This is a genomic window from Collinsella sp. CLA-ER-H6, from assembly GCF_040092305.1.
Classification (GTDB): domain Bacteria; phylum Actinomycetota; class Coriobacteriia; order Coriobacteriales; family Coriobacteriaceae; genus Collinsella.
The window spans coordinates 68,657-92,764 of the sequence record NZ_JBBNLS010000008.1 but is presented as its reverse complement, the minus strand read 5'-3'; the positions used below and the strand labels follow the sequence as shown (position 1 = coordinate 92,764).

16 protein-coding genes are annotated in these 24,108 nt (G+C 60.5%); 5 read left to right on the top strand and 11 right to left on the bottom strand.

What is annotated here, in order from left to right; translation table 11 throughout:
• Positions 1 to 29: 29 nt before the first annotated feature.
• Complete coding sequence (locus AAAX77_RS05085) at positions 30 to 356, top strand: hypothetical protein (protein WP_349105101.1); 327 nt, start codon at positions 30 to 32, stop codon at positions 354 to 356.
• A 236-nt stretch (positions 357 to 592) separates the two neighbouring features.
• Here AAAX77_RS05085 and prfA read toward each other — a convergent pair whose 3' ends face one another.
• Complete coding sequence (prfA, locus tag AAAX77_RS05080; protein ID WP_055252487.1) at positions 593 to 1,660, bottom strand: peptide chain release factor 1; 1,068 nt, start codon at positions 1,658 to 1,660, stop codon at positions 593 to 595.
• Between the two features lie 338 nt (positions 1,661 to 1,998).
• On the opposite strand from prfA, the gene AAAX77_RS05075 reads away from it, so the two are divergent.
• Entirely contained in the window at positions 1,999 to 2,328 is a 330-nt protein-coding gene (locus tag AAAX77_RS05075) for a hypothetical protein (protein WP_349105099.1), read from the top strand.
• Between the two features lie 81 nt (positions 2,329 to 2,409).
• Here the strand turns inward: AAAX77_RS05075 and AAAX77_RS05070 are convergent, their stop codons facing one another.
• The 7 genes from AAAX77_RS05070 to AAAX77_RS05040 form a co-directional block, all read right to left on the bottom strand.
• Positions 2,410 to 10,635 (bottom strand): FctA domain-containing protein, encoded by an 8,226-nt coding sequence (locus AAAX77_RS05070; RefSeq protein ID WP_349105097.1) that lies wholly within the window; start codon positions 10,633 to 10,635, stop codon positions 2,410 to 2,412.
• A gap of 297 nt (positions 10,636 to 10,932) precedes the next feature.
• Positions 10,933 to 12,360, bottom strand: coding sequence for a M20/M25/M40 family metallo-hydrolase (locus AAAX77_RS05065; protein WP_349105096.1), 1,428 nt, complete (start codon positions 12,358 to 12,360; stop codon positions 10,933 to 10,935).
• A 72-nt stretch (positions 12,361 to 12,432) separates the two neighbouring features.
• Entirely contained in the window at positions 12,433 to 13,218 is a 786-nt protein-coding gene (locus AAAX77_RS05060) for an amino acid ABC transporter ATP-binding protein (protein WP_349105095.1), read from the bottom strand.
• A 22-nt stretch (positions 13,219 to 13,240) separates the two neighbouring features.
• Positions 13,241 to 14,389 (bottom strand): amino acid ABC transporter permease, encoded by a 1,149-nt coding sequence (locus tag AAAX77_RS05055; protein WP_349105094.1) that lies wholly within the window; start codon positions 14,387 to 14,389, stop codon positions 13,241 to 13,243.
• A gap of 9 nt (positions 14,390 to 14,398) precedes the next feature.
• Positions 14,399 to 15,325 (bottom strand): transporter substrate-binding domain-containing protein, encoded by a 927-nt coding sequence (locus AAAX77_RS05050; protein ID WP_349105092.1) that lies wholly within the window; start codon positions 15,323 to 15,325, stop codon positions 14,399 to 14,401.
• Between the two features lie 277 nt (positions 15,326 to 15,602).
• Complete coding sequence (locus AAAX77_RS05045; RefSeq protein WP_349105090.1) at positions 15,603 to 16,496, bottom strand: aldose 1-epimerase family protein; 894 nt, start codon at positions 16,494 to 16,496, stop codon at positions 15,603 to 15,605.
• A 108-nt stretch (positions 16,497 to 16,604) separates the two neighbouring features.
• Positions 16,605 to 17,474, bottom strand: a complete 870-nt coding sequence (locus tag AAAX77_RS05040; protein ID WP_349105088.1) for a hypothetical protein — start codon at positions 17,472 to 17,474, stop codon at positions 16,605 to 16,607.
• 251 nt (positions 17,475 to 17,725) lie between these two features.
• On the opposite strand from AAAX77_RS05040, the gene AAAX77_RS05035 reads away from it, so the two are divergent.
• The 3 genes from AAAX77_RS05035 to AAAX77_RS05025 all read left to right on the top strand — a co-directional run bounded on the left by AAAX77_RS05035 (position 17,726) and on the right by AAAX77_RS05025 (position 21,034).
• Positions 17,726 to 18,988: an MFS transporter gene (locus AAAX77_RS05035; protein ID WP_349105087.1), complete on the top strand. Its 1,263-nt coding sequence runs from the start codon at positions 17,726 to 17,728 to the stop codon at positions 18,986 to 18,988.
• Positions 18,989 to 19,183: 195 nt separating this feature from the next.
• Positions 19,184 to 20,554: an ATP-binding protein gene (locus tag AAAX77_RS05030; RefSeq protein ID WP_195521268.1), complete on the top strand. Its 1,371-nt coding sequence runs from the start codon at positions 19,184 to 19,186 to the stop codon at positions 20,552 to 20,554.
• Between the two features lie 33 nt (positions 20,555 to 20,587).
• Entirely contained in the window at positions 20,588 to 21,034 is a 447-nt protein-coding gene (locus tag AAAX77_RS05025; protein WP_349105084.1) for a low molecular weight protein-tyrosine-phosphatase, read from the top strand.
• A gap of 117 nt (positions 21,035 to 21,151) precedes the next feature.
• Here the strand turns inward: AAAX77_RS05025 and AAAX77_RS05020 are convergent, their stop codons facing one another.
• The 3 genes from AAAX77_RS05020 to AAAX77_RS05010 all read right to left on the bottom strand — a co-directional run bounded on the left by AAAX77_RS05020 (position 21,152) and on the right by AAAX77_RS05010 (position 23,843).
• Positions 21,152 to 22,513, bottom strand: a complete 1,362-nt coding sequence (locus tag AAAX77_RS05020) for an ATP-binding protein (protein WP_349105082.1) — start codon at positions 22,511 to 22,513, stop codon at positions 21,152 to 21,154.
• A 183-nt stretch (positions 22,514 to 22,696) separates the two neighbouring features.
• Complete coding sequence (locus AAAX77_RS05015; RefSeq protein WP_349105081.1) at positions 22,697 to 23,026, bottom strand: TIGR04076 family protein; 330 nt, start codon at positions 23,024 to 23,026, stop codon at positions 22,697 to 22,699.
• A complete protein-coding gene (locus tag AAAX77_RS05010; RefSeq protein WP_349105080.1) occupies positions 23,019 to 23,843 on the bottom strand; it encodes a PfkB family carbohydrate kinase in 825 nt (274 codons plus the stop codon). Before AAAX77_RS05010 ends, AAAX77_RS05015 begins: the two co-directional genes overlap by 8 nt.
• Positions 23,844 to 24,108: the final 265 nt, after the last annotated feature.

Here is a 24,108-nt window from a genome sequence, read left to right as displayed (position 1 = left end):
TCCCCTCTTAAGCGCCGGACGGCGCGCGAATGTCGGAGCAGATTGTACGCGAGGCCAGCGCTTGGCAAGGGACGATTGAAGGCGATTATCGAGAATCAGCCCAGATTTTTGCTTGGAACCTGCCTGAAATGTTCATTCGTCGACGTCTAAATCTGCATTCGTCAAGCTTTTGGCAAGGTTGCCCCAAAACTGACCAATATCTAACCAAGAACTTGCCACATCGCTTGACGCGCGACGCATCAAAAATCGCCCCGCAACTTCTTGGACAATTTTTCGAGCAATATTTTCAATTGCAGATGCATACCGTTAATTGCTTTAAGCAGGTAAGCAGCTCAAAGGCCATCAAGACGGATTGAATAACATCTCAAAGCAATGTGCCCAACCTAGTCGTTTAAGAACGTCCCCAATGACTACATCTAAGGCGCCGCAGGTAGAGGACGGACAGCGAGCGACGTCCAGAGCGAACAAGTTGGCATGAAAAAGGCAAGGCATAGACCTTCTGGTCATGCCCTGCCTTTTGAATGACAAATTGTCGCTCTGGACGTCGCGCAGCGTCGAGCCGTTACGCGGTTTGGTAAAACCGCGTAACCCACTACACAGCCTGCGCCAGCTTCTCGGCTCGCTCGGCGGCGGCGAGCGCCTCGATGACGGTGCCGAGCTGATCGCCCAGAAGGACGCCGTTGTAGGTGGAGTTGAAGCCGATACGGTGATCGGTCACGCGGTCCTGGGGCTGGTTGTAGGTGCGGATCTTCTCGGAACGGTTGCCGTGGCCGATCTGGCTCTGGCGCTCGGCACCAAGCTCTGCCTGCTGCTTCTCGAGCTCCATCTCGTACAGGCGGGCGCGCAGCATCTGCATGCAGACCTCGCGGTTCTGGATCTGGGAGCGCTGCTCCTGGGACTGCACCACGGTGTTAGTGGGCAGGTGGGTGATGCGCACGGCGGAGTAGGTGGTATTAACGCACTGACCGCCAGGTCCGGAGGCGCAGTAGGTGTCGATGCGCAGGTCGGATTGGTTGATCTGGACGTCGATTTCCTCGGCCTCGGGAAGCACGGCGACGGTAGCCGTGGAGGTCTGGATGCGGCCCTGGGACTCGGTCTTGGGGACGCGCTGGACGCGGTGCACGCCGGACTCGAACTTCATGACGGAGTAGACGCGGTCGCCCTCGACCTTGAACTCAATGGACTTAAAGCCGCCGGCCTCGCTGGGGCTGGAGTCGAGCACGGTGGTCTTCCAGCCGCGCGACTCGCAGAAGCGCTGGTACATCTTGTACAGATCGCCGGCGAAGATGGCCGCCTCGTCGCCACCGGCGGCGGAGCGGATCTCGACGATGGTGTTCTTGTCGTCGTTGGGGTCGCTCGGGATGAGCATGTACTTGATGTCTTCCTCGAGCTGGGGAAGCTTGGCCTCGTTTTCGGAGATGTCCATCTGGAGCATCTCCTTCTCATCGGCATCGGTGGTATCGTGCAGCATTTCCTTGGCAGCCTCGATGTCATCGAGCGCGCCGATGTACTCGCGCGAGGCAGCGATGAGGTCGGACTGGTGTGCGTACTCCTTGTTGAGACGCGTGAACTCCTTGATGTCGGAGGCGACGGCCGGGTCGGAAAGCTTCTTCTCGAGCTCCTCGTAGGCCTTAATGATCTTTTCGAGCTTGTCGCGCATGGCGGGACTCCTTTATGTGCGTGAAGGCGAAAATCGGCAGAGTTGATGGGGCGCGCGGCGCCACTGCGGGGGTAAGCCCAGCTAGAACATGTCGATCTTCAGATGCATGCGCATCCCTTCGCGTATGAGGTACATAGTTGCGGTCTAACCCATACATGATAGCGTGCGCAGGCATACCTGCATATAACCCGCACGGAATGCGACAAAGGGTCAGTCTCTTTCCTTGAATACAACTTCATCCGAACGCCTCCCGCATTCATCCGCACATATACGGATAAATTTGGGAATCCGATACCCTGAGGGCCGGATCGGCCGGCCCCGGGAGATCGGAGGACGCCATGTCCGGAAAGGGCGGGAAGGGGCGCCGCGAGGGCGGTCCCGAGGACCCACGGCAGGCTCACCGGGTACGAGCGGGACACGGTCCAGAGGATGCTGAAGCGCAGGGTTCGCTCGGCCACTTCCTCGAGAGGTTCAAGGGCGTATCGACCCGCAGGCTCCACAGCTGCCTGATGTGGTTCAGATGGCTGCGCGAGGCCGCACGCGTCGGGGACAGGACGTCGCTCATGCGCGAGCAGCTCGACGACGGGCGCTACGAAAAGATCCGGAAGAAGATGATGGAGCCGGAGTACGAGTTCCATCTGGAGCCGGACGTGCAAACGGCGGGTTAACATAGCCTTTCACCAAAAAGGGCGAGCGGCCGCGCCCTGCGACCACCCGCCCTCAATCAAAGCCCTTCTCGGCCGCCGTAGCTACCGGTTCCGGCGCCGCAGGATAACGCCTGCGGCGATCAGCACCACCGCGCCGCCCGCGATGCCACCCAGGGCCATCGGCGACAAGCTGGTATCGCCCGTATACGGCAGACCCGGCTTCTCCTCCTTCGGCACCGGTGACTTGCTCGGCGGATTGGTGGGCGGCTCCGTCGGCGGGGTGGTCGGCGGCGTGTACGTGTTCTTGAACACCGGCGCCACGGCGCCGTCATAGGTTACCGTCGCCACCAGATGGCCCGCACCGTCGTCCGTCACCGTCACCGTTACCCGGTGCTCGGCCGCGTCGTACGTCACGTTCTTCTGACCGTCGTCCACCTCGGAGATGCTGTAGGCGTACGTTCCGGGCTTGTCGTACGAGATCGCCTCGAAGCCCACCGTGCCGTCCGCCGCGTTCTTTGCGGTCTGCAGCACCTTGCCGTCGGCATCCTTCAGCTGGAAGGAGAACTGCCCTTCCTTCAGGTCCTCGCCGCTCAGCACCTTGGAGGCCCCCAGCTTCACCTCAGTCGCGGCCGGCGCGTAACTGTTGCTGAACGCCACCGCATCCGCAGCCTTGCCGCCCTTGCTGTAGGCAACCTGCGCCTCCAGCGCGTGCGTCTCCGCATTCTCCGTCACCGTCACCGTCGCGGTAAAGACCGTCGTGTCGTAGGTGACGCCGTTCGCCGTCGCCCCTGCCCGCTCGGACACGGTGTAGACGTACGTCCCCACCTTGTCCAGCTGCAGCGGCGCGAAGCCGAACGTGCCGTCGACGCCGTTCTGCACCGTCTGGACCACGTTGCCGGCGGCGTCCTTCAGGTCGAAGGAAAACTCGCCCTCGGCCAGGTCGCGGCCGGTCAGGGCCTTCGTTCCGGTAATCGTCGCCGTCGTTGCCGTCGGCGTGTAGGTGTTGGTGAAGGTCAGATCCGCGGCCGTCTTGTTCGCCGTCGCGGTCAGCTGGCCGCTGCCGTCGTCGGTCACGCTCACCGTCACATCCAACACCGCATCGCTGTAAGTGATGGTGCCATCTTGGCCCGCAACCTCCTTCACCTGGTACGTATGCGAACCAGTCGCAGTGTACGAGATGGCCTTGAAGGTAAACGCGATACCCGCGTTCGTGGTCCGGTCAATCTCCTGCCCGGTGGCCGCGTCAATCAGCGCGAACGTGAACTCGCCATCGGCGGGCGTCCGCATGGTGGCCGAATCGGTATTCTCAAGCACCTTGATGCCGGAGATCTGGTAGGAGGTCGCGCCCGGCTGGTAGCTGTTCGCAAACGTCATGGTGTTGGGGGTGACGCCGTTCTCGGTGCCCTTGCTCGGCTTCGCCGTGGAGCTCTCTACCGCCAGCTTGCCGTCGTTGTTGTCCTTCACCACGTAGGTCAGGGTGTACGTCTTGCCGGTGTAGGTCACGCCCGGCACGCCCGGCGCGTCCCCCGTCGGCTGCACCTCGCGGACCGTGTAGGTAAAGGTGCCCGCATGGTCGAAGGTCAGCTTGTCGAAGGCAACCTTGCCGTGCGCATCGTTCTTCTGGGTCTGGATCACCGAGCCGTCAGACCCCACCAGCTCGAAGGCGAAGTCTCCCGCCTTTAGCTGATAGCTGCCGTCGTGCACGTCAACGCTCTTGGTGAGGGCGATCGCGCCGGAGTCCGTCGCCTGTGCCTCGTAGGTGTTGGTGAAGCTGGGCTTCGTGACATTCGTGCCGTCGTAGGCGACGCTCGCCTGCAGCGTGCCGGCATTGTCCGCAACCGTCACCACGGCATGATGCACCGCGGCGTCGTAGGTCACGTAGGCCAGATCACCCTTCCGCTCCACGATGGTGTACTCGTGCGTGCCCGGCTTCGCGTAGGAGAAGGCGTCGAAGTTAACACTTCCGTCCGCGCCGTTGGTCGCGGTCCGGACGGGCTTGGCCCCGGCAAGCTGCTCAGCCGTCAGGTTGCCCTCGTACACATCGAAGGTGAACTCGCCGCACTTGGGGACGATCGGCGTGTTGTCGTCCTTCTTCACATAGCTCTTCTGCGCACCGAGGGCCAGGCCGGTCGCGGCCGGCTGGTAGGTGTTAGTGAAGGTATCCGAGCCGGATGCACTCGTCACGATCGCCTTCGCATTCAGTGCTCCGTTCCCGCCGTCCGCGACCGTCACCGTATAGGTGAGGGGATGGCTGTCATAGACCATGCCCGGCTCCGCGCCCGGCTGCTCCACGATGGTGTAGGTGAAGTCCTTGCTCGCGGCGCCGTCCAAGTCGGAGAGCTGGAACTCGCGCGTGAAGCTGACCTTGCCGTTTGCATCGTTCTTCGCGGTGTCGAGCACGTTGCCGGCAGCGTCCTTCAGGTCGAAGGTGAACTCGCCGTCCGCGGGCTTCGTCGTGTGGTCGAAGCCGTCCGCAACCTTGATGGTCTTGGTCGCCGTCAGGATTACGGAACCCTTTGCGTCATAGGTGTTGTTGAAGGTGGGAGCCGTAGCGGCACCGTCATAGGTGACGGTCACCTTCGTCTTGTTGTTGTCGCCCTGGTTCTGCTCTACCTTGACGTGGACCTTGACTTCCTTGGCGTCGTAGGCCACGCCGTCGACGGTCTGGCCGGCTTTCTCCTCCTTGAGCGTGTAGTCGTACTCGCCCAGGTTCAGGCCCTTGACGGTCAGCTCGACCTTGCCGCCCCGGTCGTTGGTGCCCTTGGCGACCTCGTTGCCGTCCTGGTCGTACAGGCCGAAGGTGAACGCATCGGCCGTCAGGTCCTTGCCCGCGAGAACTTTCGTGGCCTCAACGGTGACGTCCGCCGTCGGCTTCGTGTTGGTGAAGGTCGGCACGGCCTTCTCACCGTCGTAGGTGGCGGTCGCCTTCAGCGTGCCGTTCTTGTTATCAGTGACCCTAACGTGCACGTTCACCGTCTTGCCGTCGTACACGACGGTCGAGTCGTTGCCGGCAACCTCCTTGATGGTGTAGTCGTGATCGCCCGGAGTGTCGTAGCCGATTGCCTGGAAGGTAATGTTGCCGTCCTTGTCATTCGCGACGGTCTCAATGGGCGTGCCTTCTGCCTTGTCACCCTTGTACAGAGCGAACGAGAAGTCGCCCCCTGCGAGCTCACCGCCCGTGAAGCGCTTCTTCGCCTTGAGCGTTACCGAGGTCCCCTTCGGGTGGTACGTGTTCGCGAAGGTCTTCGAGTTGTCTTCACTCGTTACCCGCGGCGTGGCCGTCAGCGTGCCGGTGCCATCGTCCGCGACCGTCACCTTGTAGGTGAGGGGATGGCTGTCATAGACCATGCCCGGCTCCGCGCCCGGCTGCTCCACGATGGTGTAGGTGAAGTCCTTGCTCGCGGCGCCGTCCAGGTCGGCGAGCTCGAAGTGGCGCGTAAAGCTGATCTTGCCATCGGCCTTATTCGTCGTGGTGGCGAGCACCTTGCCGTCGGCGTCCTTCAGCTCGAACGCGTACTCGCCGCCCTTCAGCTTGGTGTCGTGCGTGAAGCCCGGCGCGACCGCAACGACCTTGGTCGCCGTCAGCTCCACGGATCCCTTTGCGGTGTAGGTGTTCGTGAAGGTGGGGGCATCGGCCTTGTCACCATCGTAGGCAACGGCGGCGTCCAGCTTGCCAGCTTTGTCCACGACCTTCACCACGGCGTGGTGCACCGTGTCGTCGAAGGTCACGTAGGCCAGATCGCCCTTCCGCTCAACGATGGTGTACTTGTACTCGCCGGCCTTGGTGTAGTCGATGGCCGGGAAGATGACGGTACCGTCCTCGCCGTTCTCGGCGGTCTGGATGGGTTGTTTGTCCTTCAGCTGCTCAGCCGTCAAATCGCCCTCGTACAGGTTGAAGGTGAACTCGCCGCCCTTGAGCGCAGCCGGCGTGCTATCGGACTTCACGTAGGTCTTCTTCGCCGTGAGCGCCACCGAGGTCCCGGCGGGCTGGTACTTGTTGGTGAAGGTCGGGATATCGTTCTTGCCGTCGTAAGTGACGGTCGCCTTCGCCTTGTCGCCCTCCGCCTTCACCGAGACGTGAACCCTCACCTCCGTGGAATCGTAGGTGATGGTCGAATCGCTGCCAGCGACCTCCTTGAGCGTGTAGTCGTACTCGTCCAGGTTCAGGCCCTTGACGGTCAGCTCGACCTTGCCGCCCCGGTCGTTGGTGCCCTTGGCGACCTCGTTGCCGTCCTGGTCGTACAGGCCGAAGGTGAACGCATCGGCCGTCAGGTCCTTGCCCGCGAGAACTTTCGTGGCCTCAACGGTGACGTCCGCCGTCGGCTTCGTGTTGGTGAAGGTCGGCACGGCCTTCTCACCGTCGTAGGTGGCGGTCGCCTTCAGCGTGCCGTTCTTGTTATCAGTGACCCTAACGTGCACGTTCACCGTCTTGCCGTCGTACACGACGGTCGAGTCGTTGCCGGCAACCTCCTTGATGGTGTAGTCGTGATCGCCCGGAGTGTCGTAGCCGATTGCCTGGAAGGTAATGTTGCCGTCCTTGTCATTCGCGACGGTCTCAATGGGCGTGCCTTCTGCCTTGTCACCCTTGTACAGAGCGAACGAGAAGTCGCCCCCTGCGAGCTCACCGCCCGTGAAGCGCTTCTTCGCCTTGAGCGTTACCGAGGTCCCCTTCGGGTGGTACGTGTTCGTGATCACCGCAATCTGATCGTCGATCACCTGAGATGTGGCGGTGCCATCATCCTTATAGATCTGCTCCATTTTGACGACTGGCTCGGTCAGATTTCCCTTGCCGTCATCCTTCACCTTTACGGTCACTTTGTATTCGGCGCTGGAGTAGCTGACACCGCCCAGCCAACTGGGATCGCTCTTGGCGGGCGTAGTCTCGGCAATGTAGTAGGTGTACTTGCCAGGCTTCTCATACTTAATCTCTCCGAAGCTAAATTCTTCGGCGCTCGTAACGGTCTTCTCGACCTGCTTCATGCCGGCCACGGGCGCTGCCGTGGCACCATCAGGCATCGGCGTTCCATCGGCGGCGCGCAGGCAAAGCTCGAAGCTGTCGGCGCTAGTCCACTCACGGCCGGTTAACTTCTTCTTCGCCTTGATGCCTGTGAGCGTCACCGAAGACTTCACGCTGTAGCTGTTGGTGAACACCAGCTTGTTGTCTTTGGCCAGCGTGCCGTTGGAATTCTGCGAGGCAATCGTGCCCGAGATGCTATCGCCTTCTTCAGTCAGATTCTTGTCACCCTGCTTGCGGCCGGTCAGCTTATAGCCCGCGGGCATCTCGTCCTTGCCGGTCAGCTCCTTCACCGTGTAATTGTCACCCTTGGCAAGGCCGTACACGCGAATCGTCTCGTCGGCCTTGATGGTTTGCGAATAGCCGTTCGTCAGGTCGAACACGTTGCCGACCCGCCGCTCGCTCGCAGTCCCCGCCTTCTCGAAGACTGCAGCCTTATACGTCTTCCCATCAGGCACGGTGAACTTGAAGGTGAACCCCGCATCCGGTTTGCCCGTCAGCCCCTTCGGCACCACGACACTCTTGGTCACCTCGAAGCTTGCCTCGCGCTTGTTCGCCACGCGCACGCAGGTGGCGCCCGTGAACAGGGCGTTCAGGTTCATGCCACGCAGATCGGCGCGGGCACCTTTCGACGTGGTCCCCTTGGGCTGCTCGTCCTGCGTGATGCCCATACGTATCCAGCCCGTCTCGGTCTCCAGGCGGTAGGGTTTACCCTCCTCGGTGGGCCCATACTGGTAGACACGTCCGTTGGCGCCGTACTTGAGGCGCACCTCATCCTCGCCGCCCTTGGCGTCATTGTTCCAGGAAAGGTTGCCGTTGCCGTCGAGCCTCCCGTCGGACGTCTGCCGCGCACCCTTGATCCACGTGAGCGTGTTTTCGATGTCGCTCTCTGCGCCAAACTGGCCCAGACTCTTCATGAGCGCGCCCGGGCCCACGAACGTCGAAACGCCGTCATCGTCCGTACCGGCATCGGCATGGACGCCGTAATCGTCCACAATCACCTTGGTGAGCGTGTCGTTAAGCAGGAAGCCCTTGGGCGCCGAGACCTCCTTCAGGAAGTAGGTACCCTTCACGAGCGGCTCGCTACTGTCGCTCGTAGACGGGAATACGCCCGCCCCTTCGAGCTTGACCGGGTTGGCGACCGACCTCGTCGTCAGGGTGTCGTAGGGGGCCTGGTCGCCATCGAGCACGGCCTTGCCGTTCGCATCCGTAGTCACCTGGGTGGACTTGTAAAGGCCGAACTTCGCCCCGTCAACGGGCTTACCCTCGGTATCGGTCTTCTGCACGAACAGGCGATTCTGGATGTTCGTGACGAGCAGGCGCGTGGCGAACTGCCGCTTGAAGTTCGTGCCGTCTGCGATGTCGTCGCTGTTGTACACGTGGACTGTGTTCTCAGGCGTCGCGTCGCCGATCGAGCTCGCCGTTGTGTGGTAGATGGCCACCGTGTACTCGGCATCCTTGCGGGCATCACCGCTCAGCAGGTAGTAGTACTTGGAGATGTCACCGGGCAGATTTTGAATCTCTACCTGGTACTGGCCGCTTGTGTTGAGCGTGAAGGCGTGCAGGTCCTTCTTCGCCGCCTCGATAGCACCGGCCATGCCCGGCTCCTTGGCGAGGGTGTATCCCGCTCCCGTCGATGGGTCGCCCGACACGGCGTACCAATTGCTCGGATCTTTGATACCTGTGTCTGCGCTTTTGTCGCGCTTGAGCACCACAGCGAACAGTATGCCGGAGTCCAGGCTGACGGTCTTGTCGGACTTCGTCAGGTCATTATCTGCCTTGTACACGGTCGACGGCGCGGTGATGGTCTCCTTCGCGGCGGCGAACGCACCGGTCTTCCACACGACGCTGTCCTGGTCCATACCGCCGCGGTTGATGATGACGCCGCCCGCGCCGCCCTTGTCGCTCGTGGGCACGTACTCGAGCTGCATGCTGCCATCCGTCGCCGTGAGACTCGAGCGGTATCCCTCGGGCACCTTCGTTTCCTTCAGGAGGTAGTACCGGCAACCTAGCTTGTAAAGATCGTCGAAGTTGATGACGCCGTTGTCATCGTCATTCGTGAGCGTCAGTTGTCCATCCGCGTCCGTGGTGCCGGAGCCAAGAAGGTATTTCTGATCAGTGGTCGTGTCAGTGAAGTGCTCGTCTGTCTTGTACAGCGCGAACTGAGCGCCCTCCACCAGACCGCCATCCTGGTCGAACTTGATAATGTCGGACTCGGGAACCGTCACGAGGTTGTACTTGAGCCTCATGTTGGAGTCGGTGGCGCCACGCTCCAAGTAGAAGAACTTGAGCGTGTGGCTGGTGCCGTCAGCGAAGGTGTTGCCAGTGAAGCCCGAAGTGCCCCGCCCCGCTTCCTGGAACTTACTTGACAGCGTGCCGTTTAGGGAATCGTTAACCTTAATCTCGCCCGTTTGGAAGTCAATGGTCAGCGTAGCACTGGTGTGGATGCCGCCAATGTCGCCCACGAGGACATCGTCAATGAACACCCAGACGTCGTCGTCGCCGGCGAACTCAAAGGTCATGGGATCGACAGCGTTCGTTTTGCCATCCTTCGGCTGCACGAAGCGCGACGACATGGAGAGGCCGAAATAATGGTTGAGGGGTTTGCCATCGTTATAATTCGAGTCGCCGTTGTTCGACGACGTAATGCCGTTCCGGACGAGGCAGCCGTTCTCCTCCTTGAATACCTTATCGGCCGCATCGAAGGGGAAAAACTGACCTCCATTTTGAGAGCCAGCCCCCGCTTGCCCAACGCCGGCGACTTCGTAGACATCAAATGCATTCTTATTGACGTTGTACGCCGCGTAGTTCTTCGAGCTGTCATACTCGTAGTAGCCGCCCTTGGCCTGCAACAGACCCGTCACACCCATATGGGATATCTTGCCCGTCTGGGTGGAAGAATCAAACAGGTAGCCGAGGGATTCTCCGCCCCAGGTTTTGGTGAGTTTCGGGTAACCGCCGGCAAGAACATTGTTCACGATGCCGGTGCGGACCCGGGAGTCACCCGTATACTGGTTAAGTTCCTCGCTGGCTCCTTGATCCTTGAACTTGAAGCGGTGGTTCTTGTTGACGCCGCCGCTGCCGGAAACCGACAGATGGTTATCGGGATTCACCCAGTAATCAAACAGGTTGATTGTTGTCCCCGAAGGCGAAATCGTCGGAACCGTGTGGTTCGGAAACGGAACCGTGTGGTCCGAAACCGCCGCCTCCGCGCGGGTCGGCAGGAAGAAACTCGCCGTCAGCACGACGGCGAGGGCCAGAACAATCACATATGGCGAGACCGGGCGCAGCCCGCAACGACGGCCATAAGACATGACGGACCACCGCTCGCGCGGCCGATGTCCACCAAGAAGTTCCCTGCTGGGACGCCCCCCCCCGGTAACCATATTCATGAGTAGAGACGCGCCTCTCTGAGCTCCTGCATAATTTCCCTCCCCGTCACACGGCGACCCGCCTGGGCACCCCCCGGGGGGCCGAGGCAGTCTGGCACATGCCCGCAGTCGTTCAAGAAATACCAACCCCAGCATATGTCTCTTAAGATATCTTAGTCTTATTCTATGACAGTTTTTGTCTCATTACCGATGAAATCGGCTCAGTCCCTTTGTCGCATGCTAGAGCGTGTGGAGCAGGGCGATGAGGAAGCGGATGCCTTGGAGGTAGGCGCGACGGGTGATGCGCTCGTTGGTGCCGTGGACGCCGCGGTCGCATTCGTCATCGTCGACCACAAAGGCGGAGAAGCGGATGCACTCGTGGCAAATGCGCTGGTAGTTGGCGGCATCGGTTGCACCAATCACGGTCGAGGGCACGATGCTCATCGGCTCTTGGCCCACCGCAGACGATCCGTTTTCCTCCGTCGGCTTGGGATCACGGAAATAGCGGGCGGCGATGGCGCGGACGGCCTCGAGCCCCGGACCGCCCACGCGCGGGGACGGCGAGGGCTCGGAGCTGCCGGGGCCCAGCTCGACCTCGACTCGGCCGGCGAGCCCAGCGGTGGCAACGGCCTCGCGGCAGCAGGCCACGACATCGGCCACGCTCGTACCCTCGAGCATGCGGAAGTTGATGTTGGCCCACATATCCTGCGGCATTACGTTGGCGCCGGTGCTGCCACCCTCGATCTGCGTGGGCGCGCAGGTGGTCGTCACCAGCGGATAGAGCTTTTTGCTGGCGAGGCAATCGCGGACAATGGCATCCCCGTTGGCGGCAATTTCATCGGCCGTGTAGAGCCCTAACTCGACAAGCTGGGCGGCAAGCAAGTCGGTCACGCGCGTCGGCCACTCGATATCGCAGATTGCGGTGATGGCACGGCTGAGCACCTCGAGCGATGTGCCGCCGTAGGGGTTGGACGAATGCCCGCCCTCACTCTTCGTCTTGAGCACGATATCGGCATAGCCCTTCTCCGCGAGGTCGGCATGCATAAGCCAGCCCTCGCCCGCGCCATACTCGGCAGCCGAAACGATGCGGTAGTCGCCCTCGTCGATCAGGTACTCAAGCTCAATGCCGCGCTCCTCGAGCGCGCGGCCGATGGCGCCTGCGCCGTACTGCGTGGTCTCCTCGTCCTGGCCAAAGGCGAGCAGCAGGGTACGCTTGTGCTCCCAGCCGTGCGCGAGCGCATACTCAACCGCCTCGAGAATGCCTGCGACCTGGTCTTTCATATCGATGGCGCCGCGACCCCAAATGTAGGTGTCGTCCACATGTCCGCTAAAGGGGGCATGCGTCCAGTCAGCCTCGGTGCCGGGTACCATGGGAACCACGTCCATGTGGCCCATGAGCATGACGGGTTTGAGGGCCGGGTCGGAACCGCTAAGCGTCACCAATAGCGAATGGTCGATAAGCTCGACCTTACCCGCCGTAAATACGTGCGGCCAAGCCTGCTGCATATACGCGCGCAGGTCGTCGAACGGCTGCCAGTCCACCGCCTCGGCATCCATACTCGAGATGGTCGGAAACGACAGCACACGGCCCAGGCGCTCGCACGCACCAGCCTCGTCTATATCGGCAAAATCATCCTCATGCGCAAAAAAGCGCCAAACCTCGGCCATGGCATCCTTTCGATTGTGACGACAAGGGCCGCCCCACCGGAGCGGCCCTGCCACGTAAGCGTTTGCGGTCGGTTATTTGTCCTCGAGATAACGCGAGAGGAACTCGCGGGTGCGCTGATGTTTGGGGTTGCCAAAGAGCTCGGCCGGCGCGGCGTCCTCGAGCACCACGCCCTTATCCATAAAGACCACGCGGTCGGACACGGTTCGGGCAAAGGCCATCTCGTGCGTGACGACGACCATGGTCATGCCGTCGGCCGCGAGCTTGCGCATGACCTCGAGCACCTCGCCCACGATCTCGGGGTCGAGTGCGGAGGTCGGCTCGTCGAACAGCATGATCTGCGGATTCATACATAGGGCACGAGCGATGGCAACGCGCTGCTTTTGGCCGCCGGACAGGCGACCCACGGCGGCGTGCGCGAACTTCTCGAGTCCCACGCTCGTCAGATGCTCCATCGCGACCTTCTCGGCCTCGGCCTTGCTCATCTTTTTGAGCGTGACGGGCGCGAGCGTGCAGTTGTCGAGCACGTCCATGTTGTTGAACAGGTTAAAGCCCTGGAATACCATGCCGATGTCCTCACGCAGCTTGTTGATGTTGCAGCGCTCGGCCGTGAGGTCCTGGCCGTGGAACCAGATGTGGCCCGCGTACGGGGTCTCGAGCAGGTTGAGGCAGCGCAGGAAGGTTGACTTGCCCGAACCCGAGGCGCCGATAATGGTGACGACCTCGCCGGGGTTAACGGACAGGTCGATGCCCTTGAGCACCTCGAGCGAGCCGAAGCTCTTGCGCAGGCCCTCGACGCGGATGAGCGGCTCATTGGTCTGTGCGGCGGCCGCGGTGCCGGTAGTGGCGATATCTGCCATGATGATTCTCCTCGTCTTGAGCCTAGTTGGAGCTGGGCAGCGTTGCCGGGGCCTCGGCGCCGAGCTTTTTGCCAAAGGCCTCGAGCAGGCGGCTCGCCACGAGCGTCAGGATCAGGTAAACCACGAGCGCCACGCAGTAGACCTCCATCTGGCGGTAGTACACGCCGGCGACCGTGGTAGTAGCGTACATGAGGTCAAACACGCCGATGACCGAGAGCACCGACGAGTCCTTGATGTTGATGATGAGCTCGTTGGTGAGTGCGGGGATCGCGTTTTTAATGCCCTGGGGGAACACGACCTTGCGCATGGCCTGCCACTGCGACAGACCCAACGAACGCGCCGCCTCGGCCTGGCCGGGATCGATGGACTCGATGCCGCCGCGCAGGACCTCCATCATGTAGGCGGTGGAGTTGAGCGAGATGGTGACGAGGCCGGCGGTGAAGGTACTCCAGATCTGGTTGGCCTGGGCGGTCTCGAAGCCCATGCCGCGCAGAACGGTGAAGCCCGCGTAATAGATGAGCAGGCCCTGGACCATCATGGGCGTGCCGCGCACGATGGTGGAGTAGACGGTCGCGAAGCCGCGGCCGATACTCTTAAAGAAACGCACCAAGTCGTTGTCCACGCGGTCGAACGTCTGAATGCGCAGGAACACAAAGAGCAGTGCCAGGAAGAAGGCGATGACGGTGCCGAAGGTGGCAAGCGCGATGGTGATTTCGATGCCGCGGATAAAGAAGTCACCACTCTTATAGGTCATGTAGACCAGGCTCGGCAAAAAGTCGCTGGGGTTGGAATCCGAGACGATGCTTACCTGCACCAGGTCGATAAACGACATGACACAGCGGTCGATAAAGAAGATTGCCGCGATGGCAACGACGACATAGCTGACCAAGCGCGCGCCGTGGCGGAAGCGCTCGGATGCGAACGGCGACTTTTCGCGATAGTCGTTCCAGTGCATGAGCTTGGTGACGAGTGCCGCCGCCGACACGACGACCCAGGCCCACAGGATCGCCCAAAGGCAGTCCTGGAAGATGCCAGTGGGCGCCAAAAAGCTCAGCGGCGTGGGGTTGCGCTGGCTAAACGCCAGGCCAAGCGCCGCGATGACGCTCGTGCCCAGGTATACGTAACGGTGATCGGCCTTGATAAAGGAGGCCAGGCGATTGATGGTTTTCATGCTGCCTCCCTATGCCGGCTGACGGTCGAGGCACGCGTCCCACATTTGGTCGCGCTCCTCCTGGCTGATGCCCTTGAGGGCCTTATCGATCATCTTGAGCAGCTTCTTTGAGCCCTTGCGGCAACCGACGTTTGCCGTGACCTCCTGCTTAAAGCCCTCGCCTTCGGCAAAATGAATGGGGACGATACCGGGATTTTGGGCCATGTAGCCCTTTTCGTTCTCGGTGTTGTAGGTCACGGCGTCGCAGGTGCCCTGCAGCAGGTTCGAGAACACCGTGGGGACCGAATCGACCGGGTTCTTGTGAACGACGCCCGGGATCTCGTCGATGACGGTATCGAGCATGGTGTCCTTTTGGCCGAGCACCGTGGCGCCGCTGAAGTCGCTGAGCTTGGTGGCGTTTTGGTAGGGCGAGCCCTCTTTTACGAACAGGCCAAAGTAGCCAATGAAGTACGGGTCGGAAAAGCCGACGGACTCCTCGCGCTCGGGCGTGGCGCTCATGCCAGCGATGATGAGGTCGATCTGGCCGTTGTTGAGCGAGTCGATAAGGCCCGAGAAGCTCTGTTTGACGGCAACGGGCTCGCCGCCGAGGGCCTTGCAGACAACCTTGGCGATCTGAACGTCGTAGCCGTCGGCATAGGCGCCCTGCACGTTGTCGATGGGGATGGTGAACTCGCTGGCCTCGGAGACCTGCCAGTTGTACGGGGCGTAGGCCGCCTCCATGCCAATGCGGATCTTGTCCTTGCCGATCACGGAATCGGACAGGTCGTCGCGACCGCCGCCCGTCGTGGGCTGGACAACTTCCAGCGTAGAGGGGCGCTGGCAGCCGGCAAGCGCGCCGGCGACGACGGTAGCGCTCGCAGCGAGAGCGCTACCCAGAAAGATGCGACGGCTGCACACCGGTTGGCGCTGCGCATCGCGCTGTTGGGGAGAATGCATAATCTGCCTTCCCTGTTGGATCGTATGCTGACGACTTAACAGGATACCGCTCAGCGCTACCTCCAGCAAATGCATATATAAATGCATATATGCAAGTTTACGAACTGAAAACGATTGGTAGTCGCTGGGGACGTTCTTAAACGACTAGTCAAACAAGAACGTCCCCAACGACTAGGCATGAAAAAGACAAGGCATAGACCTTCTGGTCATACCTTGCCTTTTGAATGACAAATTGTCGCTCTGGGTGGCGCGCAGCATCGACCGAGCGGCGGAACCTCTAGAGCAAGGTAACGCTAAAGCTGCGCTTGTCCGTCTCGCCGGGAGCCAAGGTGATGGTGTTGACCTTGTGCTCAAAGACGTCGTCCTCGGTGTCCATGGTGGTGTGACCGGTCCAGGGCTCGAGCGCCACAAACGGGGCGTCGTTGGCGGCAGACCACACGCCGATGTACTTAAAGCCCTCAAAGTCGATCTTGACGCCATGGCCCGACTTGCGACCGCGCAGCGTGAGCGTGGAACCCGGGGTATCGGTGAACATGATGGCGTCGTTATCGAAGTTGCGGTGCGTGATGGGCAGCACGTCCGAGTTATCGGGCGCCTTGTAGCTGCCCTCGAACGTCATGAGACCATCGGGCGTAATGATGGGGGCCTCGTTGGTCCAAGCCTCGGTAAACGCCAGCTCGTAATCCTCGAATGCCTCGTCCTCGGCACCGGGAGCCGGTACGTTAAACGCGGGGTGGCCGCCCACCGAGAACGGCAGGTCCACGTCGCCGGTGTTCGTAACGGCAAAGGTCTGGGTAAGCGTGGCGTCGCCGGTCAGGGCATAGGTCATGTTGAGCTTAAAGTGGTACGGAAAGGCCTTGAACGACTCGGGCGTGTCGGTGATCTCGTACGTTACCGAGGAGCCGTCCTCCGAAACCTCGACCAGCTTGTGCTCGACGATGCGCGCGAGTCCGTGGCGCGGCATCTCGCAGGTACCGGCCGCAGACGTTGCCGTGTTGTTGCGCAGCGAGCCCACAATGGGGAACAGGATGGGCGCATGCTTGCCCCAAAAGGCGGGGTCGCCCTGCCACAGATACTCGTTGCCGTTGAGGGCAAGGCTCGTGAGCTGGGCACCCATGGAATCGATGGCCGCGGTGAGGCCGCCGCGCTTGATGGTAGTGACGGTAGACATGCTACTTCCTCCAAAAGTAAACAATAGTGTCGAGGACTATTGTCCCACTCTTGGCGGCGGGACGGCAGGCGATTATTGAGTAGCCATAGCGGAATGAGCGGCGGGCGCCTACTGGGTATCCACGTAAAGGTCGAACCCGCCCTGCGGTGTAGTGTCGACCGTGTCGAGCGCCTGTGAGTTAAAGCTCACGGGGACCATGCGCTTTGAGGCACGGAAGCGCGTACCGTCGGTGGCGACGGGCGGTTCATCGACGGTGAGCTCGTAGTCGCCGGGCTTAAGCTCGATGCCGTCACCAGCGGAATTGACGTATTGATACTCGTCAATCGTCCGCCCTTTGAGCGTGCGCCCCACGATGTGAATGAGCATTTGGCTGTCGCCGCGCGCGGTGTCCCACGTCGCGCCGTCCTTGACCTCGACCGACACATGTACCGAGCGCGTGCGGCCGAGCGATTGCTCGATAGACATCTCGACCTTGGCGGCGTCTTTTCGCTGTTGTTCAACATGGCTCCAAACGCTACCAATTACCGAGCATGCGATAACGCCGGCCATGAAGGCGATAAGGATGGGGCCAAGCGGAGAGCGACGTTCTGCATCTTCCTCGCGAGACAGATTGGGGCGACGTGTGGGCGCGGGCGCCTGGGCACCCTGCGAGGGCACGTCGAGAATACTGAAGGATGCCGTGCTGTCGGGATCGATGGTGTGACGCGGCTGTGGGGTCTTTGCCGGCGAGATCGACATGTCGGCTGGCTCGCCGAGCGTGGCCGTAGCGTCGGCCTTGGCCTCATCGGCCTCGGCTTGGGCCCAAGCCTGCTCAAAGGTCAGGGGCTCGGCGGCATCGGAGGCGGCGTCAGGCTCGACAGCGGCATCGTTGCCGGTCTCGTCCTCGTCGCTCGACACGTCACGCGACGCGGGCTCGTCCCACTCCTCGTCCGGAGCCTCGCCCTCGCTATACCACCATTCAAAGTTATCGATATCCATACGGGGCGCCCCTTAGGCCTCGCAAATAAACACTCGCTAGTCTTATACCCCCAGACGGCACCGAAGCTCACCCGCGCCGGACACGAAAACCGTCACAACATTCGACGTTTTTCCTCGTTTTCGAGATTTTCATCGAATGTTGTGACGGTTTAGGCGGCAGCCACGCCGCGAATGTGACAAAGAGACTGTCCCTTTGTCACATTCTGTTAGAGTTGCAGGGATTGAATCCCGCTTATTCACGCGACATTGGAGTGACAACCTTGACCGCCGCAACCACGCCAAAAAGTAAGTCAACTACCGCCGCGCTCTCCCCCGCACGCACCAAGCTCTGCCTGGCGCTGCTCGTGCTGTTGGGATTCTCGCTCGGCTGCTCCGAGTTCGTGGTCATCGGCATCGAAAGCGACCTAGCGACGGAACTCGGCGTATCGCTTGCCACCGCAGGCCAACTTATTAGCGTGTTCGCACTGGTCTACGCTATCGCGACGCCGGCGCTCGCGCTCAGCACGGGGCGCTTCCGTCGTTACCAGCTGCTCGTGTGCTACAGCATCGTCTTTGTGCTCGGCAATTTGGTTATGGCGCTGGCGCCCAACTTTCAAGTGCTGTTTATCTCGCGTATTGTCCTGGGCTCCGTCTCGGGTGCGCTGCTCGCCGTGGGCGTGACGTACATCCCTGAGCTGCTGTCCCCGCAGCAGACCTCACTCGCCATCTCGGTAGTGTACGGCGCGTTTTCCGTGGCAATGGTCTTTGTCACTTCGATCGGCAAGTTTGTGGCCGACACGCTCGACTGGCACGTGGCCATGTACGGCACGCTGACCTTTGCCGTTCTGATCTGCGGAGCGCTCGTGGCGTTTATGCCGCGCGCTGGGCAAACCGACGAGCCCGCCACTTTTCGCGAACAGGCGGGTCTGCTACGCGAGCCGAGTATCATTACCGGCATGCTCATCTTCTTGTTTGGCGTGGGCTCGGTCTATGTGTTCTACGGCTACGTGACGCCTTATCTTGAGCAGGTGCTGGGCATGGGCACGGTCGAAGCCAGCACCACGCTCATGGCCTACGGCGTGTTCTGCCTGATCTCGAACATCCTGGGCGGGTGGATCGATGCGCGCTTTGGCATGAAGGCGCTGCTTGTGACGTTTGTGCTGCAGGCTGCGGCGTTACTCGGGCTGTTTGCTTTGGGCGGCACCATGCCGCTCGCGCTGGTCTTTGTCTTTAGCTTGGCGCTGCTCATGTACCTGTTCTCGGTGTCGTGCATCACACACTTTATGGATGTGGCACGCAGCCGCCACCCCAAGTCGATGGTACTCGCAAGTTCGGTTGAGCCCATGGCGTTTAACGTCGGCATCTCGTTTGGCACCGCAGCGGGCGGCGCCGTGGTAAGCAGCGTTGGCATTGCATATGTAGGCGCAGTGGGTGCCGCGTTCTCGCTTGTGGCCTGGGCGCTCACGCTGGTGACGATTAAGTTGGCTCGCTGGGAGCGCCGTCGTCAATCAGCACAGCCCCGGATGCAGGCATAGGGGCGAACATAGTCCAAGGTGGCGAGCAACCGGTGAAAACCGTCCCATACGAGTAGTGTTTATCCGTCTGCAAGCTCCAGCAGTGTAATTTCGTGTACTTCAGATACACGCTTTTCTACGATTTTGTGTATTTCGAGTACATGAAATCGTACTAAACTATGTATCTGAAGTACACGAAATTGGAAAGGCGGCCCCATGCGCAGATCAATCGAATCCGTTATCGAATCATGGGCGACAAAGGACGCGTCGCGCCCCCTCCTCATCCGTGGTGCGCGACGCGTAGGCAAAACGTACGTTGCCGAGGAAATCGGCAGACGAATCGCCGGCGATGCGTTTGTCAAACTCGACTTTCAGACCGATCTTGAGCTGATCGCTCCGCTGTTCGACTGTCCCACCGACGACGTTGACGCCATCGTGGCGCGAATCTCAGACTATAAACGCACCCCCATTCGCAAAGAAACCGCCTTCATCCTGTTTGACGAGGTGCAGCTCTGCGAACGGGCGCTCAACTCGCTTCGCTTTTTTTCGGGTTCGGGCTGGCGCATATGCGCGACCGGCAGTCAGCTCGGCGTCGCCACGCGCAAGCGCAAGTTGCCTTTTCCCAGCGGCGTTCGTCAAGAGACCATGCATCCTATGTCGTTCGAGGAGTTTCTCTGGGCGCTCGACGAGGAGCAGATGGCCAATGCCATTCGTACCCACGCCGGCACGCTCGAGACCTACGCCGCGCACCAAGCCGCGCTCAGCCTGTTTCATCGATACCAGATCGTGGGCGGCATGCCCGCCGCCGTCAACGCATATCGCAAGACGTTATCCATCGAGGATGCGCGCGTCGAGCAGCGCGAAATCGACGAGACCTATACCGCCGATATGACCGACCCCGAAAACGGGATCAGCGGCGTGGCGGCGCGCAAGGTCTGGCGCTCCATTCCGTCCCAGCTGCTGAGATCGTCCACAAAAAAATTCAAGTACTCCGAGGTCGAACGCGGAGGCCGTCGCGCCAAGCTTATCGAGCCGCTCGACTGGCTCGAAGGCGCCGGCATTATATCGGTCAACAACCTGACCGAAGGCATCGAGCCTCCCCTCGTTCCCTTCGACGACGAAGATGGAAGTTTCTTTAAGGTCTATCTTCTCGATACCGGCCTCATGTTCTACAAACTCGGCATCAACCCGCGGCTCTGGCTCGACCTCAAAGAGGATTCCGCCATAGCGCTATCTTCCGACTTCCGAGGCGCCCTGGCGGAAAACTCGGTCATGCAAGCATTTTCGGGCAATAGCTTGCAGACGTATTACTGGGTGCCGCCGTCGTCTTGGAAGACGACCGGCGAGCTCGATTTTTTACTTCAGACCGACCGTATGGAAATTGTGCCCGTCGAAGTAAAGTCCGCACGTAACGTGCGCGCGAGAACCCTCGGGTCGTTTATGGACAAAGCCCGATCGCCATATGCCTACATTTTGTCCGAGAACAATTTTTCCCGCAGCGAAACCGATGACGGGCGCGAGCTGCGCCACCTCCCCTTGTACGCAGCGGGCTTTATTGGAGCAAACTGCCTCAAGAGCAGTCTGTAAGCCCTGCGCGACCGCCTAGAAAGGAAGCCGCTCATGCAACGCATTCTTTTTATCTGCTATGGAAATATCTGTCGCTCGACGATGGCTGAGTCCGTGTTTACCGAGCTAGTGCGGCGCGCCGGGCGCGCGGGCGAGTTTGCCATCGATTCCGCGGCGACCTCGACCGAGGAGATCGGCAACCCGCCACACCACGGTACCGTTGCCAAGCTACGCGAGGTCGGGATTCCCGTCGTCGCACATCGCGCACGTCAGGTGCGTCGCGCGGAGTATGGCGACTGGGACCACATTGTCAATATGGACGACGAGAACGCCCGCGCCCTGTACCGAATTTTTGGGAAGGACCCCGATGGCAAGATCTCGCGCCTGCTCGATTGGACCGATCGCCCCGGCGACGTGGCCGACCCCTGGTACACCGGCGATTTCGACGCCACCTACCGCGATGTACTCGCCGGTTGCACCGCCATGCTCGAGCAGCTGTAGGCGCTCGGGCGGCGCGGGCACACGGGCCACGCCATCGGCATAAAACGAGCGTGGGAGAAAATCCACACTCATGAATGTGACAAAGGGACTGTCCCTTTGTCACATCCGGGACTGGCCCTAGACCGGCTTGACCTCCAGTTTTATCCCCTCGGCGCAGGAGTCGCCCAAAACATCCGAAAGGCCCCAGGTCGCATATAGCGGCAAATAGAGAACCGCTCCGTTGCGCTCAACGTTGCCTCTCGAGAAAACAATCCCGAGCCTTACGCCATATTCAGCCGTATCAAGCACATGACCGAGCGCAGCGTGCGCGTGGTAATAGGAGCCCGATTTAACCTCGATCGGAACAGCCGTCCCATCCGGTCCATCGACCACAAAGTCCACTTCACCGCGCTTTTTTGTCTGATAGTAGTAAAGCTGGCGATTTTGGGCAGCCAGCTGCTGGGCCACCACGTTTTCGTAAATGCCGCCCAGATTGGGCTCCTTGCTATCAAGATACGCCGCTTGGGCGACTCCAACGGGGTAGCGCGCCATCAACATGCCCGTATCCGATTGATATAGCTTGAACTGCGATGGCCGTGCCGTCTTGAGCAGGGGCGATTTTGGCTCGGTTACGATATCGGCTTTGAGAGCAACGCCGGCATCGGCAAGCCATACAAAATCTCGCTGATACTTCTCGTAGTGAGCCTTGGGGTCAATGGAATTGAGCACGAAGCGCTTGTTTTCGCCCTCGAGCATAATAGGGAGCTGATCGTAGATGCTCTGCACCTGAAGGGCTCGCCCGCTTGCATACTTGGAGATATCCCGTCGGTACTGTTCGTTGAGCTCTGACTGCAGCTGACGAACAGAGGCAAGGTCGCCCCGCGTGTCAAGGAAACGCTGCACGACCTCTGGCATTCCGCCGACAACGGTATAGGTCCTGAAGTTTGCCATCATCGCGTCATGAATGTAACCAGGAATGGGCTTCTCGTTGATGCACGCGTCGCGTATCGTTTGGCGAGCCCCTTCGCTCACCCCGATTGCCCAGCAAAACTCCTCGAAATCGAGCGGGAACATCCTAAGCTCGTGAACATATCCCACGGGATAGGATCTGACGCCCTTGAACTGAGTCCCGAGCATTGACCCCGAAAACGCCCAGTGGCAGCGCCCATCCTCAACAAGGAACTTTGCCATCGTCATGATGTCGGGGGCCTCTTGGACCTCATCGATAAACACGAGCGTTTTGCCCGGCGCTATCGACTTTCCCGAGAGAAGCGTCACCCTGCTGATGAAATCATCGGCATCCCGCGCCTCGAGAAGAGCGTCTTTTGCCTGACGATTTTCCATGAGATTGAGCTCGATGTAGGTTGCATGGCTGGCTTTGCCAAATGCGCGAATCGAATAGCTTTTGCCGATCTGGCGAGAACCCGTGATGAATAAGGCCTTTTGCTCGGCAGACTTCAGCCAACGCTCCAGCTCTGCCGCTATTTTCCTGCGCAGCATAGGCTCTCCCCTCAGTGTCATCAAATGAAATGCAAAGTTCTATGCGCTTGATTATCGATGAAATATAGGATTTTTAGAACCTAAAATCGGATGAAATGCAGAGATTTAGGATTATAAGCAGAAAGAAGGGGCAGCCCCGGCGAATGTGACAAAGGGACTGTCCCTTTGTCACATTGCGCTCGACTACTCGTCGACGATCTCGGCAAGCCAGACGTTCAGCGTATCGACCTCGGGGCAGCAGAACTTTGCCGTACCGGGCTCGTTGCCAGGCACGGTTCCGCCATAGCGCAGGATATCGATATAGGGAAAGCCCACATGGCAGGCCATGGCACACATCTTGCCGCGGTCTCGCTCGAAGTCAAAAACGTCGCCCGGCTTGTGACCATGGTGGCAGCGGCACGCACCCAGCTGGTCCACGCAGCTCACGCGGATGCGCGGACGCTTGCCCCGCGGCGCGCCGAGCGGCTTGCTCTCGCCCGCAGGCTTGGCGCCACCCTCGCCAGCATTACTCATGGTCAATCACATCCAGGCAGGCCTCGATGGGAAGGCCAGCCGACTTGTCCTCTTGGTCGGCATTACGCTCGATAAGCTCAGCCACCACGCGCATGGCATCGGACGTCGCGCGCTGCAGACTCCAACCTGCCATAACGCGGCCGACGAGCACCGCCGAGAACGTGTCGCCCGTGCCCGGGAAATAGACCGGAATGAGCTCAAAGGGAATCGTAAAGTACTCCCCCGCCACATGGTCGTAACCGATAACCGCGTTCGTGCCATTGACCACGGCGCTCGTAATGACCACCGACTTGGCACCCAGCTCGCGCACGGCGTCCACAAGGGCGCGGGCCTCGTCGGGCGTGATTTGCTCGGCGATAGGCCTATTGGCAAGCAGGCACGCCTCGGTATAGTTGGGCACCGCGTAGTCTGCGCACTCCAGCAGGTGCCGCATAAGGCCAATCGTGGACTCGGGCACGCCCGCATAGAGCTTGCCGTTGTCGCCCATGATGGGGTCAACGAACACCTTAGTGCCCTTTTGCGCACGGCGGTGGCAAAAGTCCGAGATGATGCGCGTCTCTTCCTCGGTCACGATAAAGCCGGTCGAGATGGCGTCGAACTCAAAGCCGAGCTCCTCCCAGATGGCGAGGCTCTGGCGCACGTACTCGGTGGTGTCATGGATGTAGAACTTGGGATAGTTGAGCGTATCGGACACCAGCGCCGTCGGCAGGTTGTGGATACGGTAGCCCATATGCGACAGCACCGGCAGCATGGCGGAAAGCGCGACCTTGCCGTAGCCGCACATATCGTTGATCAGCAGCAGCTGAGTGTTCTTCATGAGGGTCTCCCTTGTTTCGGGCACGGCGCAGCAGCGCCATAGTGCGACTAAGTGTAGCGCAGGGGACGTTACGAGCGAAGTCGGGCAGCGCGAAGGGCAAATTGTTGCGGAAAGGTTACGTGAAGTTAGTCATTGGGGACGTTCTTAAATGACTAGTCAAACAAGAACATCCCCAACGACTAACCCAACGACTATCAGCGCAAGGAGTGTCCCCAAGTGTCGGCACATAAGGAACGTCCCTAAGTGCCACTCGAACATAATAAGT

Excerpts from the sequence above, each read along its gene's own strand:
- AAAX77_RS05015 (WP_349105081.1), bottom strand. The coding sequence starts at position 23,026 with ATGAGTAATGCTGGCGAGGGTGGCGCCAAGCCTGCGGGCGAGAGCAAG.
- AAAX77_RS05020 (WP_349105082.1), bottom strand. The coding sequence starts at position 22,513 with ATGCTGCGCAGGAAAATAGCGGCAGAGCTGGAGCGTTGGCTGAAGTCT.
- AAAX77_RS05030 (WP_195521268.1), top strand. The coding sequence starts at position 19,184 with ATGCGCAGATCAATCGAATCCGTTATCGAATCATGGGCGACAAAGGAC.
- AAAX77_RS05025 (WP_349105084.1), top strand. The coding sequence starts at position 20,588 with ATGCAACGCATTCTTTTTATCTGCTATGGAAATATCTGTCGCTCGACG.
- AAAX77_RS05050 (WP_349105092.1), bottom strand. The coding sequence starts at position 15,325 with ATGCATTCTCCCCAACAGCGCGATGCGCAGCGCCAACCGGTGTGCAGC.
- AAAX77_RS05070 (WP_349105097.1), bottom strand. The coding sequence starts at position 10,635 with ATGTCTTATGGCCGTCGTTGCGGGCTGCGCCCGGTCTCGCCATATGTG.
- AAAX77_RS05045 (WP_349105090.1), bottom strand. The coding sequence starts at position 16,496 with ATGTCTACCGTCACTACCATCAAGCGCGGCGGCCTCACCGCGGCCATC.
- AAAX77_RS05055 (WP_349105094.1), bottom strand. The coding sequence starts at position 14,389 with ATGAAAACCATCAATCGCCTGGCCTCCTTTATCAAGGCCGATCACCGT.
- AAAX77_RS05040 (WP_349105088.1), bottom strand. The coding sequence starts at position 17,474 with ATGGATATCGATAACTTTGAATGGTGGTATAGCGAGGGCGAGGCTCCG.
- AAAX77_RS05065 (WP_349105096.1), bottom strand. The coding sequence starts at position 12,360 with ATGGCCGAGGTTTGGCGCTTTTTTGCGCATGAGGATGATTTTGCCGAT.
- prfA (WP_055252487.1), bottom strand. The coding sequence starts at position 1,660 with ATGCGCGACAAGCTCGAAAAGATCATTAAGGCCTACGAGGAGCTCGAG.
- AAAX77_RS05075 (WP_349105099.1), top strand. The coding sequence starts at position 1,999 with ATGTCCGGAAAGGGCGGGAAGGGGCGCCGCGAGGGCGGTCCCGAGGAC.
- AAAX77_RS05060 (WP_349105095.1), bottom strand. The coding sequence starts at position 13,218 with ATGGCAGATATCGCCACTACCGGCACCGCGGCCGCCGCACAGACCAAT.
- AAAX77_RS05085 (WP_349105101.1), top strand. The coding sequence starts at position 30 with ATGTCGGAGCAGATTGTACGCGAGGCCAGCGCTTGGCAAGGGACGATT.
- AAAX77_RS05010 (WP_349105080.1), bottom strand. The coding sequence starts at position 23,843 with ATGAAGAACACTCAGCTGCTGCTGATCAACGATATGTGCGGCTACGGC.